Raw genomic sequence first — 22,719 nt, forward strand, 5'->3', positions numbered from 1 at the left:
GCCCGCGCGTCGCATACGGTCCCACTTACGCCATCCCTTCCCATGGACCGTTCGTCCGGACCGCGGCCTTTAGGCGCCTTTAGGCCGCTTCAACGCCAAACTCCAGAGTGGGGCCGAAAGCAGCCTAAAGGCTGCGGTGCGCACGGTCTTCGGTTTATGGGCCGAGTGCTTGGTTCTGAAGCCAAGCAGTACCGCTTCCGGGAGGGAACTGCCCGCGCCCAGGTTCAACAACCGCCCTTATCGTCCTCTCGCCCACGGCGAGGCTTGAACCTTTAGTGGCAATCAATTGAGCGCAACATGCCGGCGAAACTTTCTTCTTTGTTTTCAAGGCGCTCTCCGTAAAACTTCATGGCATACGAATCAGTTGAACAGCTCACACAAACCCGTTTTTTTATGAGAAGAATTCTCTGCTCTCTTCTGGCGGTCGTGGCCCTGGCCGGATTCCTGATCGGTTGCGGAACCCGCGGCTCGGTGGACACAAGCAAAATGGAAAAAAGTTTCCAGGGCGCCGCGTCTCAAGCGGATGTTTCAACGGCCGTCGCCGCGATCAAAGCTGCCGACTTCGCGAAAGCCGTCCCCGTGCTTCAGAAAGTGATCAAGGTTGGCGGATTGACGGACGAACAAAAGGACGCCATCTCCACCGCGATCATGGGCATGCAGATTGTCGCCTCGCAGAATCCCAACAAATACTCTGTGGAAGTCTATCAATCCTTGAGCGACCTGGTGGCCTACCTTGATGGACGCGAACCCGTCCGGCGCCCGCTCCCCTGACCGCGCCTCCCGGCGTTGGATGAGTGGATTAATGGATTGATGGATTAATGGATCGGTGGACTTGAGAGCTGTTGAGAGCTGGCTGTTCGTCGCTACTTTGAGTGGCTACAGTAGGATTAGGAGTAAGATTAGGATTACGATTAAGAATCCACCTATCCAGTTATCCAACGATCCTGCTCAGTTCGCCTCCGCTCGTGAGTTGCGGGTCAGTTCGCCGTCTTCAGCTTCGGTTCAGGATTCAGTTCCAATTGGAAATCTTTGAACCGCACTTCCAGCGGCCCGCCCGCATGAAGTTGCAGGGCCACGATCCCGCGCGCAGCGCCGCTTGAATCGCGGAGGCTCACGCAAGGCTGTCCATTGAGCGCGGTCAATATTTGATCGCCCACGGCGACAATCTCGTAGAGGTTCCAGTCTTCGAGCTTCGCAAACTTATCGCCGGGCTTGTCCCAGAGAAGGGCGCGCCCGTGCTCTTCGTAGAGCTTTCCCCACCACGCGGCGCCGATGTCCGCCTGATACCCCTTCACTTCGCCGTTGGGCAGCGCCTCGCTCCGAAACTGAATGCCGCTGTTCTCCTTGTTCGGCGTCAACCGGACTTTGCACACCAATCTGAAATCGCCCAGGACCATCTGGCTTTTCAGGAATTCACTCTGTTTCAGCCCGGTGGCGCTGCGGCCCACGATCTCTCCATTCTCCACGCGCCACAGGTCCGGGTCGCCATCCCAGTTGGTGAGATCTTTGCCGTTGAAAAACAGATCCAGCGTTTCCGCGGTCGCCAAAAGCGGAACCTGGCCGGGCCGGTTGAGGTAATAAATCAAATCTCGAACTTCCTGGTCGGAAAGATTCGCGAGCAATTCTTCCGGCATCATCGAGATTTCGCCAGGCCTCAGGGATTGAACCTCGGCGCGCGGGATGACGAGCGTTTCGTTCGCCGTCACGACCGTGATGGAACGCTCGTCCTGCCTGCTCGCGAGGCCTGTGATGATCCGCTCGTCTTTGGTCTCGACGGTTGTGGTGCGATAATCATTGGGGATCACCGCATTCGGATCGACAATGTTTTGCAGGATGTATTCGAGGTCGGCGCGGTTGGACCCGGTGAGGTCCGGGCCGATTTTTCCGCCGCTCTCGAACAACGTGTGGCATTGCGCGCAGGTTCTCGCATAGACGATTCGCCCGCGCGCCGCGTCGCCTGGCTGCGACCCGCCCGACCGATAGATCGCCTTGTACCGGTCGATCTCCTTGCGTTTGTCGCCCGTGCTTTCGCGGGCCACTCCCCACACTTTCTGCAATTCCTGATCGATCGCCTCGTTTTTCAAGCTGCGCACCTGGCGGACAATCTCGGCGCTCAAATCCTTCGCCGGCACCGCGCCTTGGGCGACCGCAGCCAGCAAAGGTTTTGCGTAAGTCGATCGCGAAGCGAGCGTGTTAAGCGCGTCTCGTTTTTCGCCGGCGGTCAGGGAGGAATAGACGTCCAGAATTGCGGCGGCGGTGGCGGAGAGGTCGTAAGCCGCCAGCGCGCGCAACGCCGAGCTGCGCAGGCTCGCGTCTTTCAGCAGAGCCAGAAGGATCGTGGGGATCTCGGCATCGCGCGCGCCTTGCAGCATGTCCAGCGCAGCACGGCGCGTGGCCAGATCCGCGCCAGGATTTTTCAGCGCTTGGCGGAGCGACTCGATGGCTTGAGGGCTGCCGAATTGAACCGAAAGGATCTGGGTGTGCGAGCGGACTTCCGGATTCGCGCTTTCGCGAAGCCTGGGTTCAACGGCTTCCCAGCCTTTGGGCATCGTCACATTGCGACGGCCTTTCAAGCCCTCGACCAGGCCTTTCAAGATATCGAGTTGGAATTGCGGGTCCTCGGTCTGGCTCAACACCTCGACCAGTGCGGGCAAGGGATCGGCGTCCGCGGCATTCCCGACGGACGTTTGCGCGCGAGCACAAAGGTTCCACAAGAGCAGCAGCCCCGTCGCGGCCAGCGTCAGGGAGATCCGCCTTTTCAGTGACTGGTTGACCGATTGGTTCGCTTTCATAGTTCGCCCGTGAAATCAGGCGTGAAGTTTCGCGGTCCAGCCTCCGCGGAAGCAAGAAAACTTTTTCGGATCTCCTGTTCAATCCACGCAGGGCGTTCTTCATGAATCCAGGTCGTTGGCCGCGAATATACTTGAGCCGCCGGATACACAGAAGTGGGGTGTCACACTGACTCTTGGGGAAGTCAAACCCCATAGGCTCAAGTCCAGACTGTTGCACCTCCAGGAGCGCTCCATGCTCGATGCGCAAGGCGCTGACGGCGGTATCCACCGCGTCCTCCATCAGCAGCAAGGGATCGATTCCCGCCAGGGCGATCTTGCTGAACTCGGCGATAGCCGCCTGCAACCGGGCCAGGACGAGAAGCTCTTCCTCCGTCTGTTTGCGTTCCGTGATGTCGCGGTAATTGGCGACGAACTGAGGTGGTTGTTCGACCGAGTCTTCCCCAACTTCAGATGCCGCTGCTTTTACATCCAAGGCAATCGCGACAGGTTGGTGAAGGAACAAAGTCTGGGAGTCATTCGGCAATCGGCGCAGGCATCGAAGTCACTGTGCTTGACGCTCCGCATTTGGTTATGCAACGTCAGCCTGTGCGGGCCATGGAAGCCATTTTGAGATTTCTCGATCACCACGGATTAAATGGATCACGCGGATAGGTCCCGGTCGGGCACAAACTTCGCCCATCTTATCCGCGCCCATCCGTGATATCCGCGGTTAACTCATCTCTGAGTTTCTGAGCGCGTGCGTGTTCAAACAAGTGTGCCGCAAATGAACCCAAAAAGGAATGTGCCAGACCGGCGTCAGGTAATGATTCTGACCGCCCTGATTGCTATGAGTGTTTACTCCAGCTCCGCTGCCGAGCCGTTTCGCCAAGTCCTTACCAGCTCCAGCCAGAACATCCACGTGGATTCGTGGGAGGCCTCCAGCGAGAAGGTCACGCCCAAAAGCGCGGCCCCGTGGTCTGTGCGCAAGCTCACCTTGCGCGGCGGCAAGCAGGAAGGTGTGGACCTCATCGTGATCAACAATGGCAAATTGGAAATTACGATCATCCCGACGCGCGGCATGGGCGTGCTCAAAGCGCAGATGGGCGACGTGCGGCTGGGGTGGGATTCGCCGGTCAAGGACGTCGTGCATCCGCAATGGATCAATTTGCAGAGCCGCGGCGGCCTGGGCTGGCTGGATGGATTCAACGAATGGCTCTGCCGGTGCGGCCTGGAAAACAACGGCGGCCCCGGTCCGGACACATTCATCAACAACATCGGCGACGAAGCCGCGATGGAACTGACGTTGCACGGCAAGATCGCCAATCTCCCGGCGCAGGAGGTCGAAGTCATCGTCGATCGCCAGCCGCCGTATCGAATCCGCGCGCGCGGCCGCGTGGACGAAAAAATGTTTTACGGCCCCAAGCTGGAGTTGGAGACGGAGATTTCGACTGAACCGGGCGCAAGTTCATTCCGGATCGCCGATCAAATCAGCGCGATTCAGGGCGCTCGCAAACCCGTCATCGATTCAGAGCCCGAACGGAAGGAGTAACCTTGCCTCTCTTGAGAAACCGTAGCAGCCGAGGTAACGAGGCTCTGATTTAGGCAGCGACTGGAAAAAGTGAGCCTCGTTCCCTCGGCTGCTACGGCTTCTCAGATACGCGCTCAAAAATTCGCATCCGTCACCGCGCCCAGGTGGGCGGAGTTCACCAGCTTCGCGTATTTCGCGAGGACACCCCGCGTGTAGCGCGGCTTAGGCGGACGCCATTTGGCCAGGCGCGCCTTGATCTCCTTGGCCGGAAGGTCGAGTGAAATCTCCCGTTTCTCGGCGTCGATCGTGATCGGGTCGCCGTTCTTCACCACCGCGATCACTCCGCCGCCGAACGCCTCCGGGGTAATATGTCCAACCACAAAGCCGTGGCTGCCGCCGGAAAACCTGCCGTCGGTAATCAGCGCGACGTCCTTGCCCAATCCTTTGCCCATGATGGCTGAAGTCGGCGAAAGCATTTCGCGCATGCCAGGGCCACCCTTGGGGCCCTCCGAACGAATCACGACGACGTCGCCCTTTTTGACCGTGCCATCGAGAATGGCCTTCAGCGCTTTCTCCTCGGACTCGAACACTCGCGCTTTCCCGGTGAATCGCAGTCCTTCTTTGCCGCTGATTTTGGCCACGGCCCCCGTGCGCGCGAGATTGCCGTAGAGAATGACCAGATGGCCGTCTTTCTTCACCGGATTCTCGAAGCTGCGCACCACGTCCTGGTTCGGCGGATAAGGCCGGGCATTCCGCAGATTCTCCGCGACCGTCTTGCCGGTCACCGTGAGGCAATCTCCGTGCAGCAACCCTCGATCGAGAAGCATCCGCATCAGCGGGGTCAGCCCTCCGATTCGGACCAATTCCGCCATGACGTATTTTCCGCTGGGCTTGAGGTCAGCCAGCACGGGCACCCGTTTGCCAATGCGGGTGAAATCGTCGAGCGCGAGCTTCACTCCGGCCGCGTGCGCCATGGCGAGCAGGTGCAGCACGGCGTTGGTCGAGCCGCCCAAGGCGATGACGACTGTGATCGCATTCTCAAACGCCTTTCTCGTCATGATGTCGCGCGGCCGAAGGCCCGCTTTGATCAGATCCATCACCGCGGCGCCCGCCCGATGACAATCTTCGCTCTTTTCCTTGGAGACCGCCGCTTGCGCGGAACTGTTGGGCAAGCTCATGCCGAGCGCCTCGATGGCGGACGCCATCGTGTTCGCGGTGTACATCCCGCCGCACGAACCCGGCCCCGGAATCGCGCACCCTTCGAGGTCGGAAAGCTCGCCGTCGGTCATCTTCCGGTTGGCATGGGCTCCCACGGCTTCAAACACCGAAACGATATCGACGGGTTTGCTTTGAAAGCAGCCCGGCAGAATCGTCCCGCCATACACGAACACAGCTGGCCGGTTCAACCGCGCGATCGCCATCAAACAGCCCGGCATGTTTTTGTCGCACCCGCCGATCGCGACCAGACCGTCCATGCCTTCGCAACCGACGACTGTTTCGATGGAATCGGCGATGACCTCGCGCGAGACCAGCGAATATTTCATTCCTTCCGTGCCCATCGAGATGCCGTCCGAAATCGTGATCGTATTGAAAACGATCGCCTTGCCGCCGGACTCGTTTACCCCTTGCGCGACCTGAACTGCGAGTTGATCGATGTGCATGTTGCACGGCGTGACCATGCCCCAGGTGGAAGCGACGCCGATTTGCGACTTCCGAAAATCGTCCTTCTGGAAACCCACCGCATGCAGCATGGCCCGGCTGGGCGCGCGTTCCGGGCCGTCCACGACGATGGACGAATAGGCGCGGGCGAGACGCTTGGGTTGGCTGAATGAGCGGCGAGAACTTTTGGAAGCGGCTGTTTTCATAATGATTTCGAGGCGCGGAGTCTCACTAAAAACCCGCGCGCTGGCAAGTAAGAGCCTGTCTGAAAAATGGGTGGAACGGGCTACCAGCCCGTGTTTGGCGGCAACCTGCCGCCAAAAGGCCCGGCGGGCTGGTAGCCCGCCGCAACAGGCCGGTGGCCTGTTCCACCCAGAAGACAATTTTCAGACAGGCTCTAAGAGCAAATGAACGAGTGGCGGACGAGGTTCGCCATCCTCAAATTGTGCTTCTCATTCTTGCGGATTTGATGCTCCCTTGCCGCTGTGGCTTCGAGGCTCGAATTCGTCACAGCTTTCGAAGCAACGCCTGGCTGAAGCGCGGAAACAAGGCAAAGAAGCAGTTCGCCAGACCGGAAGGGCCGTCAGGACGCGTGGTGTTGAGGACGTGGGGGTGATCATTGACCTCCTTCTCTCTTACCGCGCCGTAGAGTGTTGGCCGGAGATGATCGATCTTGCCAAAGGCCTGGCCGGTCCGCTGGCCTCAACCGCCATGGTTCAGGAACAACTGGCTCTGGCCCTAAATCGGGAGGGTAAGACGGAGGAGGCGGTCAAAGTCTTGGACAACCTTGTTAGACGGCACGGGATCACAAGTGAAACGAGCGGGATTCTGGGGCGCGTGTACAAGGACGCGGCGGAAAGATACCGCCCGATCGATGAGAAGAAAGCGAGCGTGTACTTGGAGAAGGCCATTGAGTCGTATCTAAGGGGTTTTGAGTTTGACGCGAAGGATGCTTACCCAGGTATCAACGCGGTCACGCTTATGGAATTGAGAGATCAACCGAATCGTCCAAAGGATCTTATTCCAAGAATCTCGGAAGCTCTGGAGCGCCAGATTGCCTCCGGCAAGGCCGACTATTGGGATTATGCGACTCAACTCGAGATTGCGGTTCTGCTCGGAGAGGAGAAGACCGCAAAAAGCGCTCTCCAAATGGCGGTCGCCACCGATCGAGAAACCTGGGAACCCAAAAGCACGGCAAATAACCTGAACTTGATCCGAAATGCACGACTCAGGCGAGAATTGAGATCGGCTCAAGAGGCGGCGAATGCCGCCGGTGCCGCCGCCGGCAGACAGCAAGTCCAGACAGGAGCCGGCCAAAGGGCTGCCGCGAGGAGTGCGCAAAGGGCGGAGCAGACGGCGCGTCGTGACGCTGAGCAAGCGGCGAAACAAAAGGCAGATTGGGTCGAGAAAATCGAAAAGGATCTCCTGGCTCACGCGGAATTCCTGTCCTCCTGATGGGGATAATTTGCGGAGTGTCGTTGAGCGCCCGAATTGCCTTGTTCCAATTCTGATTCGCGTTCATTCCACACAACCACGGATAACGCGGATAAAATAAGGAACAGAATCATCCGCGCCATCCGCGAAATCCGCGGTTAATCCCCTCTCGAAGAAAAGTATCGCTGTAGTGTTAACCCATTTAACGATTTAACGTTGTAACGATTTGGCTGCGGCGTCAGCCGCGCTGGGTCTATTCGCGCTTTCCATGTTCGCCTGCTACATGGGCAAAAGCGTAGAAGTGGTTCTCCGTCCGCACGTAGAGAGTGTCCTCCACGATGGCGGGCGTGGCCAGGATCGGCTCGCCGAAGTTGTTTCGGGCCAGCACCTCCAGCGATTCGCCGGCGCGGTAAATCACCACCACGCCCGGCTGCGACGCCACACAGATTTTTCCATTCGCGGCCACGGGCGAGGCATAGTAATCCCCAAGGGCGCCGAGGCTTTCCTCCTGATAGGCGGCCTGACCGGTCTTCGCGTCAAAGCAAGAAACCAGCCCGCCGTTTTTCACCAGGTAAACCCGGCCTTCGTAGAACAGCGGCGTGGGGACGTAAGAGCGTGTCCGAAAATTCCGCGGGGTCCTGTTTTCGCGCCAAAGGCCGGATGGCGAGGCGCAACGAAGGAGAATATCCTCCCTGGATCTTCGACTGAGGAGCAACGAAGCCAGGCGGCCTTTGGCGCGAAAACCCTCCGGGCGGCGGGTCTTTTGTCCGTGGCCTGCGTTGGCTCGGTCCTTACAGCCCGCGTTGGGGATGCTCGGACCTCGCCGCCTTGGCCACAGCCAAAATCCCTCGCCGCAGGACCCCGCGCAATTTTCGGACACGCTCTAAGGCAGCCCGCGCTTTTGTTTCCAGACCACGTGTGAGGCCGTGACTTCGCCGCAGCCATCCGGTCGCACGGCCAGAAGCGCATTCTCGGACCGGTCAAAAATGTTCGCGATGGATTCCCATTCCGCCTGCGTGATCCATCCATCTTTGTTGGCATCGACATAAAGGAAATGCTGTTTGGCCGGACCGGACGGCGCTTCGTCGCGGGTGAGTTGGCCGTCGTGGTTTTGATCGCCTCGCTCCAGCAACGCGGAAAATGGCGGCAGCTTGCTCACGCCCGAACCGTGCGTCCAGCCGCCCGCGAAGATCAAACCGTCTCCTGCCACGGGCGTCGCCACGATTTCATTCGGCAGGCCTCGAACGCGCCATTGTTCGGCGCCATCGCAGAGCCGATGCGCCGCGAGCCGGAGAGTGCTGGCCAGGATGATGAATTCCGGTCTCTCTCGCGGCCACAGCAACGGCGTGGCGAACCCGCGTCGGTACTCGGGACGATCCAGCTTCCAGATCGTCTCGCCCGTTTGAGCATCCACTGCCAGCAGATAGGAGCCGACATCCTGATCGCAGGCGAGACGCCGCCAGACTGCACGGTTTGGAAATCGCGTCGCTCGCGATTGCGGAGATGAACAACATCCCATTGAAGAGCGACCCGCGCGCCGCCATCTGGCTGCTCGACGCGCTCGACGTCATGCAGAAGCTTGGCGTGAAGGTGTTGCTCGTGGCCCAGTTCTACAAAGGCGACCTCAAGGGCGACGCGGCGGGCATCGACCGCACCGTGGACATTCTGAAGGAAGCCGCCCCGCGCGCCGAGAAAGCCGGAGTGATTTTGGGTCTGGAGAATTACCTGAGCGCGGAGGAAAACCTGAACATCATTCAGCGGGTCGGATCGAGAGCCGTTCAAGTTTACTACGACGTCGGCAATTCTACGGACAAAGGCTACGACATCTACAAAGAGATCCGGCTGCTCAAAGGACAGATTTGCGAGTTCCATTTCAAGGACGCCGGGTTCCTGCTCGGCCAGGGCCGAATTGATTTCGCGAAGGTTCGGGAGGCGATCGACGAGATTGGATTCTCCGGTTGGGCGCAAATCGAAGCCGCCGCGCCGAAGGACCTGGTCTCGGATTACCAGGCCGACCTCAAGTATCTGCGCAACTGCTTTTCTTGAGGTCCAACGGAGGGCAGGCTTCCAGCCTGTCGCTGAAGATCTTCCCATGAACCGTTCCTCCGGACCGTGGCCTTTAGGCCGCTTTAGCGCTGGCCTCCAGAGAGTGCGCGGAAGCAGCCTGAAGGCTGCGGTCCGCACGGTTTCCGGTTCATCGGTAGGGCGAGCCTGTCCCAGCGAGCCGAGTCGGACGTGTTCCACGCGCGTCGAGCGGCTCGCTGGGACGGACTCGTCCTACCGCGTTCACGACGAGAGCAAATCAAGCGTAAGCCGGTCTGAACCGGCGAGACCCGGACAAATCGTCGCTGCTGGTTCAGACGCGATCGAGCGCGTCGGCCACAGGCTGCCAGGGCGCGGCGGCGTCTCCCGCGCAGCGGCGCAAGGGCGCGAGCGCTTCGCGCCAGCAATGAGACAGAGGCGGTAGCAACGCGTCTTTGAATTCGGCGGGTTCAGGCATTCGCTGTTCGACAGCCAGGGCTCGGCTTAAGGCCCACGCGGATTCCAGGAGTGCGGTCCGCGCTTCGTCGTCGAGTCCCCCGGCACCGAGCAGCCGGGCCATTTTCATTTTGCGCGCCGCCTGCGTGCGATGAGCCTGAGCTTTCGCCTGCTCTTCCGGTGTGAGCAGGGTTGAGGCGGAGGCCGAGTCCGTCGCCGGGAATAACGGCCGGCTTCCGCGTGCAGTGGGGGTGATGAGGCCCGCAGCCGCCAGCCTTTCGAGCGCTTCGTGCGTTGCGCGGTCGATGACTTCAAGTTGAACCGGAGCCAAAGGATCGCTCTGGCCGGCGCCGAAGAACTGTTCATGCAATGCGCCGAGCTTCTCCCGCCACTGGGCAGCCTCGCGATCGACGACAACGTAGAGCACCGAATGCGCGCCCTGCGCCGGGTACCGTTCTTCGCATCGGACCAGCGCGCCGTTGAGTTGGTCCAGTGCCCTCTGGGCGAAGCCCAAGGGGCGGTCGGCCGGCAACGGAGAGCTAAGATTCCGATCCTTGGAGAGCGATGCATCCGGTTTGCCCCGGGCGGTTCCATTGGACGACATGAGCTGTTCCAGTTTCGAGAGGAAAGCCTGGCGGCCGGTGCGCAGTTTGATCTCCTTCAAGTCGCCCTTCAGATCGAGCACGCCATCGGAGAGCGCCTGCTTGTTGGCCAGCGTTTCCAGCATGCGATGTTCGATCGTCTTTTCCGAGACGAGATTGATGACCGTCACGGAGCGCGTCTGATGCTTGCGCCAGGCGCGAGCGATGCGTTGCTCCAACTTGGCCGGGTTCCAGGGCAAGTCGCAATTAATGACGACGCTGGCCACCTGGAGGTTGAGGCCGGCCGCGCCAGAGTCCGTGCTGAGGAACGCGCGGCAATGTGGGTCGCTCTTGAAGGCGTTGATCTCCCCGCGGCGGCGGCGCTGCGGCACCGTTCCGGTATGCCAGGCGAAACCCAGGTCCATCCGTTCGCAAAGCCCGCGCACGAGTTCGAGCATCCGTTCCCACTCCGAAAAGATGATGACCTTGGCATCGTTCTCGCGGCACTCTTCGAGCAGCTTCTCGATCTCGGCAAGCTTCGGGCAGACCTTGTCGTCCTGATCCAGGATGTAATTGGTGTCGCAGGTCATGCGCATCATGGCGAGGTGGCGCATGAGTTTGTCCTGCTCTTGCTGGCTCAACGGGCGGCGCCTGGCGATGTTGGCCAAACGCGCGACGACGCCCTCGTGGTTTTCGTACGCGGCCTGCTGCTGCGGGCTCATGGGGACGAAATGATTGCGGTCGGTGCGGTCGGGCAATTCGGTTTCCACGTCGGCCTTGCGGCGGCGCAGCATGTGCGGGCGGATGCGCTCGTGAAGTTTGTCCAGGTTGCGGTATCCGGCGGGCCGCCCGCGGTCGTCGAGTTCATAGAACTCGCGGTTGAACCGGAAGAGCGGTCCGAGCACGGAGGGTTCGAGGAAATCCATGAGCGAATGCATTTCGTCGATGCGGTTCTCGATGGGCGTCCCGGTGAGCACGAACGCGTAGCGGCTGCGGAGCCGCTTGATCGCCTGGGTGGTCTTCGTGCTCCAATTCTTGATGCGCTGCGCTTCGTCGAGCACGACGATGTCCGGACGCAGCCGGGCATTCACCTCCAGCGAGTCCGCCAGCATCTGCTCGTAATTCACCAGCGTGAAGAACGGCGCGCCTGCATAGTTCCGCAACCGCTCGTGCCGAGGGCCGAAGACGATCTGGTAAGGCAAATCCGTGAACCGCTGGATTTGCTCCTCCCACTCGGTTTTCAATGACGCGGGCGTGACCACGAGCGCGCGTTGCGCCCGGCTCAACCGATGCAGCAGCGCGCAAGCGGCGATGGCCTGGATCGTTTTGCCCAGGCCCATTTCATCCGCCAGCAGCGCGCGTTCCGTGAACGCGAGGTGCAGCATGCCTTCCCGCTGGTAGGGGAACAGCGGGACTTTCGTTTCTTGCGCAGGCCATTCGCTGTTGTGGACCTTGAATTCGTACTCGCGTCTGAGTTGAAGCCGTTCCTCGGCTCGGCGGCGGGATTCAAGCCAGGGCGCGACTTCTTGGGAGATGCGCAATGCGGGACAATCGGCCTGGCCCAGGTGTTCCAAAGCGGCGATCGCATCCTCGGGAGAACCGTTCTTGAGCTGGCCTTCCGCATTGAACCAATCGCGCACGGGACGGGGCGGCGGCCCGTGGGGGATCACGCAACGCAGCGCTCCCGTTCCGCCATCGGGGACGACATCGATCCGGGGGGAGCCATTCTGCTGGGCGGCCTTGAAAAGGCGTTTGAACCGGCCTTCCAGGTGCAGCAGCACCGCTTCGGCGTGCTTGCACGTGCCGAGCCCGTTGATTCGGAAATCCACGCAATCGCAAGCGAACTGGCGCTCGCGCAAATCGCGAATCTCGACCGAGTAGGCCAGGCCGCTGGGCGATTGGACGCGGAAGTTCGAGAAGATGGGATGACGCGGATCGAGGTTGGCGATGGCGAACGTTTCGGTCTGCGCCCGGGACCGGCGCCGGTTGATTTCGTCCTGATCCGTCGTGCGCCAGTTGTGTGGCGAAGGCACGGCGGCTTCCGTTTGCTTCTTCTGAGTTGCAGCCATGCCGGGATCATTCGCGGCCCCTCCGGCAAGTCAACGTGAAGTTATTCACCGAAAGGCTAAGGCGTATCTATTCAGTCCGACGGCTCCGTTCCCCTCACCCCGGCCTTCTCCCCAGGGGAGAGGGAGAACATTTCCTGGCCGGTGGTTCAGTTCACCATTCGGGGACCATTCCTGCGTTGGAAAAAACAACTCCCTCTCCCTGAGGGAGAGGGCTGGGGTGAGGGGGAACGCGGCGTCGAATTGCACAGACCCTAAGGCGAAATCACTCGAAACATCGCGTGCTGCGCTTCGCCGCGCGAGAGGAGAAACGCGATCAAATCCTGAATCTCGTCTTCCTTGAGCGTGTTGAGCAGGCCCTCGGGCATCATGGAGACTTGGGAGGGTTCGATCGACTCGATGTCCGCCCGGCGCACACCGGTCATGCGGCCCGGATCGAACATGTCCTCAACGACACTGACGTTGGCGCCGCTGAGATTCGCGATGCGCCCGCTGACCATTTCGCCGTTCTTCTTGCGGATATTGATCGCCTGATATTGGTCGCTGATGACTTTGCTCGGCTCGACGATGGACTCGAGCAAGTCGCGCACGCTGAAACGTCCGGCCACGCCCGTGAGTTCGGGTCCGACCGACCCGCCTTCATTGACGAACCGATGGCAGGCCGAGCACGCGACCGCGCTGTAAAGCTGCCGGCCGCGCTCGAAATTGCGTCCGGCCTTCGATCCGCGTTCGACGAGCAGCACGAGTTCGTCGAGCTTCCATTCTTTGACGAACTGACGAGCGGCGAGCGTATCGCGCGGTGATTTGCGGACCACTCGCGCTTCCAGGATGGGTTTGAGCGCGGCTTGATCCGCCTCGCTCAGCGTTTGGACGGCGTCGTTTTTGGCGCGGCGCAGCGAGCTGGCGAAGGTGTTTCCGCCGCGATAATTCTCCGCCGTGATGAACCAGCGGAAATACTCCTCGCGCAACGGCAGCGTCCAGCCGGTTTTCAACGAACGCAGGGCGACGGCCAGGTCGATCTGCTCCTCTTGCGTCGGAGCGGCGCGCAACGCGGCAACCACTTTCGACGCGGCGCTTGGGGCTTCGAGATAGATGAGCAACCGCGCCAGCAGCGCGTCCAGTTCGGGTTTCCTGGCCGGGAAGAGCGCGTCGAACTTCGAGATCAACTGCTGGCGCGCGGTGTCGTCCGGTTTGCCCATGCGGATGAAGACGAGCGAATAGCCGCGGAGCAGATCGATGCGATCCTCAAAACCCAGGCTCGGCCAGGAGATTGTATCGAGCGCGGCCAGCATGCGTGAGCGCAAGGCCAGGTCCGGCGCAGGATCCGATTCCTTCCGGTGAATCCCGTCTTTGCCGCTGAGCCGGGCGAGCGCGACGAGGGCGACGATGGCCTTGCGCGGATCGCGTTCCGTCAGCGCCTTTTCACGCCATTGCGAAGTGTCTTGCCATTCGAGCGCGATGCGCGCGGCGTAGCGGAGGGCGCGGTCCGAGTCGGAGAGATACGGCCAGACGGTTTCGACGGCGGCCGGATCTTTTTTGCCGTGGAAGGCTTCCAGTTTGCGGCGCAAGTCGCGTTGAGCTTGGAAACGCGTGTCCGGCTGGCTCGGCGCCGTCGATTCCTGGCCGACGTAGGTCACACGATAGAGCGCGGATTGCGCGCCGCGGCCGCCGACCGCCAGCAGCATCGATCCATCGTGCGGGTTGATGATGAAATCCGTGATCGGGAATGGCTGGCCGCTGATGAAGTCCTCGACTTCACCCGTGTAACTCGCGCCGCTTGGCGTGAGGTGCACGGCGCGCACTTTGCCGAAGCTCCAGTCCGCGAGGTAAAGCGCATCCTGATATTTGGCAGGGAACTTCGCGCCGTAACCGAACGTAATGCCCGTTGGCGAACCGGGGCCGATGTTCGCCGACGCGCCAAAGCTATCGAGGTAATAGTCCGGCCATTTGCCGTTGCCATTGCGGAAGCCGAACTCCGCTCCGCTGATGACGTGGTTGACGCGCGTCGGTCGATACCACGGAACGCCGATGTCCCATTCCATGTCCGCGTCGTAGGTGAACAGTTCGCCCACCTTGTTGAACGCGATGTCGAAGGGGTTGCGCAGTCCCATCACGATCAGCTCCCACGTTTTGCCGTCGGGTTCCATGCGCGAGATGTAGCCCTGGGGCGCATAGGAGTTATCCATGAAACCGGTTGGAAGGCGCGGGAGCAAATCGTCTTCGCTCCAATTGAACGGCACGCGCGAGGAAGCCATTTCGGTCAGGGAACTCTGGTTGCCGATCACGACGTAAATCGACTGGCCGTCGGGCGAGGGCACGAGTGAGTGAAGGCCATGCTCGCCGTTGGCCTGGACCTGCCGGAGCAACTCCACTTTGTCGAGTTGATCGTCGCCATCCGTGTCACGGACGCGATAGACGCCGTGGGGCCGGTTGCCTTCATTCACCGCCACGTACAGGCTGTCGAACGCCCAGAGCAATCCGTGCGCAAAGCCGATCTCCAGATCGATCTTCTGCGTTTTCACTGCCTCGCCGCCGGCTTGCGGCAAGGTCACGCGGTGGAGCGAGCCGTTTTGATCGCACACGATCAAGCGGCCTTTGGGATCGAGGCACATCGCGACCCATGAGCCTTCGGTTTCTCGCGGCACCGTGTAGAGCAATTCGATCTTGAAATCTTTCGCGACGTTGATGTTCGCGCCGCCGACCACGTCCGCCGTGCCCAGTGATTTGATCCGGATGTTTTTGCACTGAACGGTCATGGGTTCGCCGGCGTGGATTTGCAGCGCGAGAATGCCGGACGTGAGCCGTTTGCCTTCGGTCTCGTCAATCACGCCTACAGTCTGGACGCCGTTTCCGACTGGTCGAACTGGATCCCAGGACCGGCCGGCGCGTTAATCCGAATGACAAACCGGCGGACATCGCGATCAACTGTGAGGCGGCGATCCTGATCCATCGCGATGGTTGGTACTATCTCCTGACTGCGGAAGGGGGCACGAGTTGGGGGCACGATTGGCTCCCCTTTTCGCCAATCACTCGTCGCGCGCCGCCAACAGGCGCATTGCCTCAGCGCCGCAACGGTTGTGGAATTCGAGCCGGAACATTTTCAACAAATCGCCGGCCTCGTTTGCTACTACAACAGCGCGAAATTTCACTACCTCTGTATTTCTCACGACGAAAGCACCGGCAAACATCTCCGCGTGATGTCCTGCATCCCCGATTCATTGCAGGCCGATGCCTTTACCCCGCTCATCGCTATTCCCAGTGGCAAGCCAGTCCACTTGCGCGTCGAAATTGATTACGAACGGCTCCACTTCGCTTATCGAGTCGAAGGCGCGGACAACGACTGGCGCTGGCTGCCCCAACAGTTCGACGCCAGTATTCAGGGTGAAGGCGTGCTCCGATGGGGAGCGCACGCGCCCCCGCGTGCCGTGGTCGGCGCCTCCGCCGACCACGTTGTTTCGCTCGAGGAAACCATCAACATGGCACAATCGACGCGTTCATTTCGACCGGCGAGGCGCCGGCCGAAACACGCGAGGGCGCGTGTGCTCCCCAAGGCTGATGGCAACAGGTCCGATGCGTTGGACCGCGGATGGCGCGGATGGGCGCGGATAAGTCGAACGCTCAGATGGCTGTGTGTTCATCCGCGTAATCCGCGCGATCCGCGGTTCAAGATGGCGAGTTCCGTGTACGGTTACCTTCCTCCTCGCAGAACTTCCCGATGCGGCTCGTGATCGTTGTTCCACCGGCGCAACGCTTCGTCACTCTCGTCAAAAAACAGCGGCTGAAACTTCATTCCTTCGACGTGTCCGTCACAAAAGGCCCCATTGGCGATGCCGCCATGACGCCGGCTTTGGACGCGGATGCTGTCGGCGATTTCGGATTCCTGATTTGGAATTCCGCGTGGCCCCGAATAGTTTCGCGCAAGCAACCCGAGAACGCTGTCCGTCATCCAACGGTTGGTAAAGCTAACCATGCCGTCGCCAACGGCTATCATGTCGGCGGGTGCTTTGATCGCGACCCCACGAATAGGGATGATGCGGCTGGAAAGCAGCGTGGTGGCGACGCCTGGTCCGGGCGGAATCTCCTGCACGTCTCTTATTTGTGTGCCGCCTAGCCCTTGCCCGCTTGACAACAAATCGAGCCTCCCCCCAATCCGGCCAGATTAGCTCCTTACAGCGCGAAAATCCCTGAGGCGGGTGAAGGGCATTTGAAAACTCCCGCCAAAGCGGCCCAGCCATCACGAGCCGCTTCGATTCCTTGCTGGACATAACCGTCGAGGGGTCCCAGGTCCGTAGGACAAACGCCGTGATCGTGAACGTACATGACCAGGGCAATCCCGATCTGGCGCAAGTTGCTCGCACAGTGCGTGCGCCTGGCAACGGGCTTGTCGCCTGACAACACCGGCAACTGTAACGTTGTAACGCTTTTGACGATGACGCCTCTGGCTGTCGCGCCAGCGGTTTCTATTGCGCGCAGACCCGGAGCCAGACTACCCTGGCCTCATCACCGAGCAACCGATCCGAACCGCATTCTTGTCATGAAAGGCACTGGATTCACTCTCGCCGGTTTGTTTCTCTGCGTCAGGCTTTTCGCGCAGCACGATCCTCCCGCCGCCGCAACTCCCGACGCGCTGACGGCCGTGCTGGCGGAAGAACTCGAACACTCGATGAAACATCTGGCCGCCGATGACGGACTCAAGCCGTACTACCTTTGCTACGCGGTCACGGACGTCGCTGCCGTCACCATCCGGGGCAGTCTTGGAGCGCTCCGCCGCAAGGACGCCAGCCGCGCGCGCGTGCTGGACGTGGACCTGCGCGTCGGGGATTACGAACTCGACAACACGCACCAGATTCGCGGCGGGACGGATGCCGGACGTTTCGGGCGATTTCTCGGCGGGTCCGCTTCGCTACCGATTGAGAACAGTCCGATGGCGGTCAAACACGCGCTCTGGCAATCGACAGATCGCATCTTCAAGGCCGCGGTCGAGCGTTTTCAACGCGTCAAGACCGATCTCAAAACCACCGTCGCCGAGGAAAGCAAAGCGCACGATTTCTCACGCGAAACGCCGAGCCGTTACTCTGAGCCGGACGCCGAACTCAGTCTGGATCGCAAGGCCTGGGTTGAGCGCGTGCGAAGTGTCTCGCGGCTCGCCCTGGATTATCCGTTGATTTACGACTCGATGGTCGCGGTGGTGGGCGCCGCCGAGAACCGCCACGTGGTCACGAGCGAAGGCACGCGTTTGAAAACGGCGGCGGAGCGCTTTCGCGTCGTGCTTTCAGCGAGCACCAAAGCGGAGGATGGCATGGATCTGAGCCAGAGTTACATCTTCAATTGCGCAAGCGAAGCCGGGCTGCCTTCCGAGGAGATAGTCCGCGAAGCCTTCCAAAAGGTGATCGAGATGGTCCTGGCGCTGCGGGCCGCGCCGCTGGTCGAACCCTACACCGGACCGGCGATCCTCTTGAATCGCGCCAGCGGCGTGTTCTTCCACGAGATTTTTGGGCATCGCATTGAGGGGCATCGCCAGAAGGACGTCGAGGAAGGGCAGACGTTCACCAAGATGGTGGGGAAGCCGATTCTGCCGGAGTTTCTGAGCGTCACGGACGATCCGACTCAGCCCCGCTTCGGGGCCGAAGACTTGCGCGGCTTCTACCGCTTTGATGACGAAGGCGTGCCTGCTTCCCGCGTGGATCTGGTCGAGAACGGAGTTTTGAAAACTTTCCTTTTGTCGCGCTCCCCCGTGTTGGACTTCACGAAGTCCAACGGTCATGGCCGGCGCGAACCTGGACGCCAGGCCGTGTCCCGCCAGGGCAATCTCATGGTCCACTCGACCCGGACGGTGCCCTTCGAGAAGCTCCAGCAAATGCTCGTGGACGAGTGCAAGAAACAGAACAAGTCTTACGGCTACCTCTTCGAAGACATTACAGGGGGATTTACGATGACCACGCGCGGAGGACCGCAAGCCTTCAAAGTGCTGCCCGTGGTCGTGTATCGCCTCTACGCGGATGGCCGGCCCAAGGAACTCGTGCGCGGGGTCGATATCGTCGGCACGCCGCTCTCGTGTTTCTCGAAGATCCTCGCGACGGGCGACGATCCTGCCGTGTTCAACGGCACGTGCGGCGCGGAATCGGGCTGGGTGCCGGTTTCGGCGGTGTCGCCGAGCATCCTGGTCGAGCAGATTGAAATCGAAAAGCGCGAGCGTTCGCAGGAGCGCCTGCCGATCCTGCCCGCGCCCAATTCGGAGAAGGAGCGAGCGTTATGAGTTCTTTTCAGCCCTTTTGGGGAATCCCCCGGCCACCGAGCTTCGAGGGCGCCGTTCCTCCTCACCCCGGCCCTCTCCCTCAGAGAGAGGGAGACATGGATTGCAGCCTCCACCATTCCGACCTCCATGAATCGACCCATCACTCCCTTCGATTTCACCCTCTCCCCAAGGGAGAGGGCCGGGGTGAGGGGGAAGAGCATGCGAGCGTATCCACGGCGTTTTTGTTTCACCGCGCGCTCGGATTGGCTTTTCTTCATTTGATCCTTCTATTCAGCGGCCTGGCTTTCGCGGACGAAGTTCCGGAGAGCGACGTCGTTTTCCGAGCCCTCAGCGATGAGCTGAAGCGGACGATGACGTTGCGCCTGGCGGATCTCGATAAACCGTACTTCGTCCAGTATTCCGTCGATGACACGGCCACCTATCGCATCACCGCTTCGTATGGCTCGATTGTAAACTCGGATCAAAACCGTTCCCGCATTTTTCAGAGTCAGGTCCGAGTCGGCGCCTACGACCTCGACAATTCAAATTTTGTCGGACGCGGCGGCGGCCAGCGCGGTCTCAGCGGCAGCGCGGAGCTTCCCGTGGATGACGATTATGCGGGCTTGCGGCACGCGATCTGGCTCGCCACGGACGCCCAGTACAAGGACGCCGTGGAAACGCTGACGCAAAAGCGCGCTTACATGAAAGACCGCAACGTCCAGGAGCGCGCGGCGGATTTCGCCCAAGCCGGCGCCGTCACCGTAATCCAGCCCCGGCTCAACCTCTCCATCGATTCCAAGGCGTGGGAGGATTATGCGCGCCGCATTTCCGCACGTTTTGCGAGTTATCGCCACATTCAGAGCGCAGACTTGAGCCTCGTCGCGGGCGTGGAAAACCGTTACCTCGTGAATTCGGAGGGCTCCCGTCTTCGCTACACCGACACGGGCGCTCTCCTGCGAATCAGCGCGGGATCCCAGGCGCCGGATGGCCAGCGGGTTGCGGATTCGCTGGCCTATTACGCGTCCTCGCTGGAGGGGCTTCCCGCATTGGAAAAAGTCCTGGCCGACGTCGAGGAACTGGCGCAGAGGCTGGCCTCGATGCTGAAGGCCCCGGTGTTGGAAGATTACACGGGGCCGGTGTTGTTCGACGGTGTTGCGACTGCGCAGTTGTTCCGCCAACTCCTTGCCGCCGGCCTCGCAGGCCAGCCTGAGCCCGTGGGCTCACAACGGCGCGCTTTGCAGAGCGGCGACGACCTTGAAACGCGATTGGGCAAGCGCATTCTGCCCACGACATTTCACATCTACGATGATCCGCGCAACCGGAAATTCCAGGACACATTCCTCGCCGGCCATTATCAGTTCGACGACGAAGGGGTTCCGGCGGAGCGCGTGGAACTCGTGGTCGAGGGCAAACTCGACGGCATGATCATGTCGCGGACGCCGACGAAACAATTCGCGAAATCCAACGGGCACGGCCGCCGTGTCGGCGGGGAAACGCCGCGTTCGGCAATCGGCTGCCTTTACATCGAAGCTGCCAAGGGCTTGAGTCCGGACGAGCTGAAGAAAGAACTGATCGACGCCGCCGAGGCGGAAGGACTCAAATTCGGGTTGCGAATCACCGCGCTTTCGGGCCGCGTTGGTGGGACGGCTGGCTTTGGCGGGCCAGGCGGGCGATTCGGCCGCGGCGGCGGGCGCGGTGGCGCGGGACGTTTGGTTGGCGATCCGATCTCGATTTACAAGGTGTATGTCGCGGATGGCCGGGAAGAGCCGGTGAGGGGCTGCGAGTTCAGCGCGATCGATTTACGGAGCTTGCGCCGGATCATCGCGGCCGGGAGCGCGCAGAGCGTGCACAACAGCGCCGGGGGCACCGCGCCGGCGTCTTCCGTGATCGCTCCGGCGGTGTTGATCGAAGAACTGGAGCTGTCGCGCATCCGGCAAGAAGCGGAGAAGAAACCCATCCTGGAAGCGCCGCATGCGAGGTCGAGGTGATCAGTATTCAGTGATCAGTTTGGTCCGTGGCGGTGTTACAATTGCAGCGTTGGCTTCGGGACGTCACTCGGCGGTGAAGACCTTTGGCTTAAAGCCGCCGGGAGGCTTTACCAGTTTGAAATTCTCGTCGCTGGCCGTGGCGAGGTAGAGCCCTTCGTGGAGCACACGGTCAGCCAGCGCGCCGCGCACATCGACGGCGGAGATGATGCCGTAAAGCTTCATGCCCTTGAGATGCGGCATGAACCGGAAGAATTCCCGGAGTTTCTTGAGAGTCTTCTTCAGTTCATCGGCGTTCAATTCGCTTTTGACTTCGACGAGATAAACCTCCTTGTGCCGTCCATTGCGGACGCCCACCATGTCAAATTCCTGCGTTCGGGCGCCGCGAAAGGCTTTGGTCGGGGACGAAACGACTTCCGCGCCGAAATGTTGCTTGAGAATGCGGCGCATGGAATCGAACGCCAGGCCTTCAGTGAAGGAGCCGAACTTGTTCCCCAGCCCACCGAGTTGTTTGGTGACCTGGCGCAAAGTCTCCTCCGTCCGCTGCTGGGCCGATTCTGTCTTGGCGTGCTCGTCGGCTTGTTTCCTCGCCAGGTCCGCCAGGAGCGCCCTCAGTTCCTGTTCGCTCATGAGAGGAAGCTATTTATGGGTGCTGAAACGGTCAAGCGTGCGGCTTCTCTGTGACACCAAAGCTGAACTCACACGTTTTGGTTTGGAAATAAGGGTGAATGGGCTGAGGTTGCGCCGTTTTTCGACGGGCGACAACTGCCTGAACCGATAGAATTCTCCCAGTGAAAGGGACAGAGATTAAGAGTTTCGCAGAGCGGCAACCGTTCCGGCCGTTTATCGTGCGCCTGTCCAATGGCGCACAATACACTTTCAATGAGGCCTGGGAATTGGGTGCGCCAAAGGATTTACCACATGATCTTCTGCTTTGAAGAATCGGAGGCTGTGCGGATTGAAACGGAAAGTGTCGTCGAGATTATCGAGCGGTAACCGCCTATTGCGTCTCGCCTTTTGTCACGCGCAGGAAGACTTCTTCGAGACCCAGTTCATCTTCCCATAATCCCGTCAGTCTCAATCCGCCTTGCACCAGCGTTTCCGCGATGAAGCCAGGGTCGGTGTCGTGATCTTTGAATGTCACTTTCACCTGGCCATCGACCGGGACGGCTTCGGCCACTTCGGACCGGGCCTTGAGAAGCTCCAGGGCCTTCGCTGAATTGTCCCGCACGGTGACCCAATAAATCTGGCCTGTGGCCATTTGATCGCGCACGCCTTGGACCGGGCCGGTGTAGATCAATTTCCCCTTCTCGATAATGGCGACGCGGTTGCAGAGGGTTTGCAGTTCGCTCAGGATGTGCGAGGAAATCATGATCGTTTTGCCGAGCCGCTGAAGTTCCTGGAGAATCGCCATCACCTCGATGCGCGCCCGGGGGTCCAGGCCGCTGGCCGGTTCGTCGAGCAAAAGCAGGCGCGGATCGTGGATCAATACGCGCGCCAGGCCCAGGCGCTGTTGCATGCCCCGGCTGAGCGCTCCGATCAGCGCGCCACGTTTTTCGCTGAGCCCGACCAATTCGAGCACGTCGTTGACGGTTTTCTCGCGCTTGGAGGAAGGAATCTTGTAACACGCCCCGAAGAAATCGAGATACTCCGTCACCTCCATGTCCTTATAGACCCCGAAGAAGTCGGGCATGTACCCGATCACGTGGCGGACGGCATCGGCGTCTTTCACGACGTCGTGGCCGAGCACTTCGGCGCGGCCAGCGGAAGGAGCCAGGAAGGTCGCGAGGATGCGAAGCGTGGTGGTCTTGCCCGCGCCGTTGGAGCCGATGAACCCGAAAAGATCGCCTTTGTTGACGATGAGATCGATCGAGTTCAACGCAATCGTCCCGCCATAGACCCGGGTGAGGCCGTAGGTCTGCACGGCAGGCGTTCCATTCGTCGTTTCGTTTGGCATACTGAGGTCAAGGTGAAGGGTAAAA

Annotated in this window: 17 protein-coding genes and 2 pseudogenes; 9 read left to right on the plus strand and 10 right to left on the minus strand. The window is 60.5% G+C overall.

Annotation, left to right across the window (positions count from 1 at the left end):
* The first annotated feature begins 393 nt into the window (after window positions 1–393).
* Window positions 394–771, plus strand: coding sequence for a hypothetical protein (locus FJ398_00195; protein MBM3836380.1), 378 nt, complete (start codon window positions 394–396; stop codon window positions 769–771).
* 206 nt (window positions 772–977) lie between these two features.
* On the opposite strand, the gene FJ398_00200 is transcribed toward FJ398_00195, so the two are convergent.
* A complete protein-coding gene (locus FJ398_00200; GenBank protein MBM3836381.1) occupies window positions 978–2,792 on the minus strand; it encodes a DUF1080 domain-containing protein in 1,815 nt (604 codons plus the stop codon).
* A gap of 232 nt (window positions 2,793–3,024) precedes the next feature.
* On the opposite strand from FJ398_00200, the gene FJ398_00205 reads away from it, so the two are divergent.
* Both FJ398_00205 and FJ398_00210 read left to right on the plus strand, forming a co-directional pair.
* Window positions 3,025–3,402, plus strand: coding sequence for a hypothetical protein (locus tag FJ398_00205; protein ID MBM3836382.1), 378 nt, complete (start codon window positions 3,025–3,027; stop codon window positions 3,400–3,402).
* 153 nt (window positions 3,403–3,555) lie between these two features.
* A complete protein-coding gene (locus FJ398_00210; GenBank protein ID MBM3836383.1) occupies window positions 3,556–4,320 on the plus strand; it encodes a DUF4432 family protein in 765 nt (254 codons plus the stop codon).
* A gap of 113 nt (window positions 4,321–4,433) precedes the next feature.
* Here the strand turns inward: FJ398_00210 and ilvD are convergent, their stop codons facing one another.
* The gene (ilvD, locus tag FJ398_00215; GenBank protein MBM3836384.1) at window positions 4,434–6,164 is read right to left on the minus strand and encodes a dihydroxy-acid dehydratase; all 1,731 of its coding nucleotides are present in this window, start codon (window positions 6,162–6,164) and stop codon (window positions 4,434–4,436) included.
* 271 nt (window positions 6,165–6,435) lie between these two features.
* Between ilvD and FJ398_00220 the strand changes: the two genes are divergently transcribed.
* Window positions 6,436–7,413 (plus strand): DUF4071 domain-containing protein, encoded by a 978-nt coding sequence (locus FJ398_00220; protein MBM3836385.1) that lies wholly within the window; start codon window positions 6,436–6,438, stop codon window positions 7,411–7,413.
* A gap of 232 nt (window positions 7,414–7,645) precedes the next feature.
* On the opposite strand, the gene FJ398_00225 is transcribed toward FJ398_00220, so the two are convergent.
* On the minus strand, window positions 7,646–8,272 hold the full coding sequence (locus FJ398_00225; protein ID MBM3836386.1) for a PQQ-like beta-propeller repeat protein: 627 nt from the start codon (window positions 8,270–8,272) through the stop codon (window positions 7,646–7,648).
* A gap of 3 nt (window positions 8,273–8,275) precedes the next feature.
* Window positions 8,276–8,911, minus strand: coding sequence for a hypothetical protein (locus FJ398_00230; GenBank protein MBM3836387.1), 636 nt, complete (start codon window positions 8,909–8,911; stop codon window positions 8,276–8,278).
* On the opposite strand from FJ398_00230, the gene FJ398_00235 reads away from it, so the two are divergent.
* A complete protein-coding gene (locus FJ398_00235) occupies window positions 8,707–9,438 on the plus strand; it encodes a sugar phosphate isomerase/epimerase (GenBank protein ID MBM3836388.1) in 732 nt (243 codons plus the stop codon). The genes FJ398_00230 and FJ398_00235 overlap by 205 nt on opposite strands.
* Before the next feature lie 310 nt (window positions 9,439–9,748).
* On the opposite strand, the gene FJ398_00240 is transcribed toward FJ398_00235, so the two are convergent.
* A complete protein-coding gene (locus FJ398_00240; GenBank protein MBM3836389.1) occupies window positions 9,749–12,520 on the minus strand; it encodes a DEAD/DEAH box helicase in 2,772 nt (923 codons plus the stop codon).
* Window positions 12,521–12,771: 251 nt separating this feature from the next.
* Complete coding sequence (locus FJ398_00245; protein ID MBM3836390.1) at window positions 12,772–15,345, minus strand: c-type cytochrome; 2,574 nt, start codon at window positions 15,343–15,345, stop codon at window positions 12,772–12,774.
* A gap of 23 nt (window positions 15,346–15,368) precedes the next feature.
* On the opposite strand from FJ398_00245, the pseudogene FJ398_00250 reads away from it, so the two are divergent.
* Together FJ398_00250 and FJ398_00255 are read left to right on the plus strand one after the other, a co-directional pair.
* Window positions 15,369–15,491 (plus strand): annotated as a pseudogene (locus FJ398_00250) (arabinan endo-1,5-alpha-L-arabinosidase).
* A 16-nt stretch (window positions 15,492–15,507) separates the two neighbouring features.
* Window positions 15,508–15,894, plus strand: a pseudogene (locus tag FJ398_00255) (glycoside hydrolase 43 family protein).
* Window positions 15,895–16,205: 311 nt separating this feature from the next.
* Here the strand turns inward: FJ398_00255 and FJ398_00260 are convergent.
* A complete protein-coding gene (locus FJ398_00260; GenBank protein ID MBM3836391.1) occupies window positions 16,206–16,604 on the minus strand; it encodes a hypothetical protein in 399 nt (132 codons plus the stop codon).
* An 80-nt stretch (window positions 16,605–16,684) separates the two neighbouring features.
* Window positions 16,685–17,002, minus strand: a complete 318-nt coding sequence (locus FJ398_00265; protein ID MBM3836392.1) for a DUF1559 domain-containing protein — start codon at window positions 17,000–17,002, stop codon at window positions 16,685–16,687.
* On the opposite strand from FJ398_00265, the gene FJ398_00270 reads away from it, so the two are divergent.
* Both FJ398_00270 and FJ398_00275 read left to right on the plus strand, forming a co-directional pair.
* Window positions 16,836–18,773: a TldD/PmbA family protein gene (locus tag FJ398_00270; GenBank protein ID MBM3836393.1), complete on the plus strand. Its 1,938-nt coding sequence runs from the start codon at window positions 16,836–16,838 to the stop codon at window positions 18,771–18,773. The genes FJ398_00265 and FJ398_00270 overlap by 167 nt on opposite strands.
* Complete coding sequence (locus FJ398_00275) at window positions 18,770–20,740, plus strand: hypothetical protein (GenBank protein MBM3836394.1); 1,971 nt, start codon at window positions 18,770–18,772, stop codon at window positions 20,738–20,740. Before FJ398_00270 ends, FJ398_00275 begins: the two co-directional genes overlap by 4 nt.
* A 63-nt stretch (window positions 20,741–20,803) precedes the next feature.
* Here the strand turns inward: FJ398_00275 and FJ398_00280 are convergent, their stop codons facing one another.
* Entirely contained in the window at window positions 20,804–21,367 is a 564-nt protein-coding gene (locus tag FJ398_00280) for a DUF3782 domain-containing protein (protein ID MBM3836395.1), read from the minus strand.
* Window positions 21,368–21,737: 370 nt separating this feature from the next.
* A complete protein-coding gene (locus tag FJ398_00285) occupies window positions 21,738–22,694 on the minus strand; it encodes an ABC transporter ATP-binding protein (GenBank protein MBM3836396.1) in 957 nt (318 codons plus the stop codon).
* Window positions 22,695–22,719 lie beyond the last annotated feature (25 nt).

It is taken from the genome of Verrucomicrobiota bacterium, from assembly GCA_016871535.1.
Taxonomy (GTDB): domain Bacteria; phylum Verrucomicrobiota; class Verrucomicrobiia; order Limisphaerales; family SIBE01; genus VHCZ01.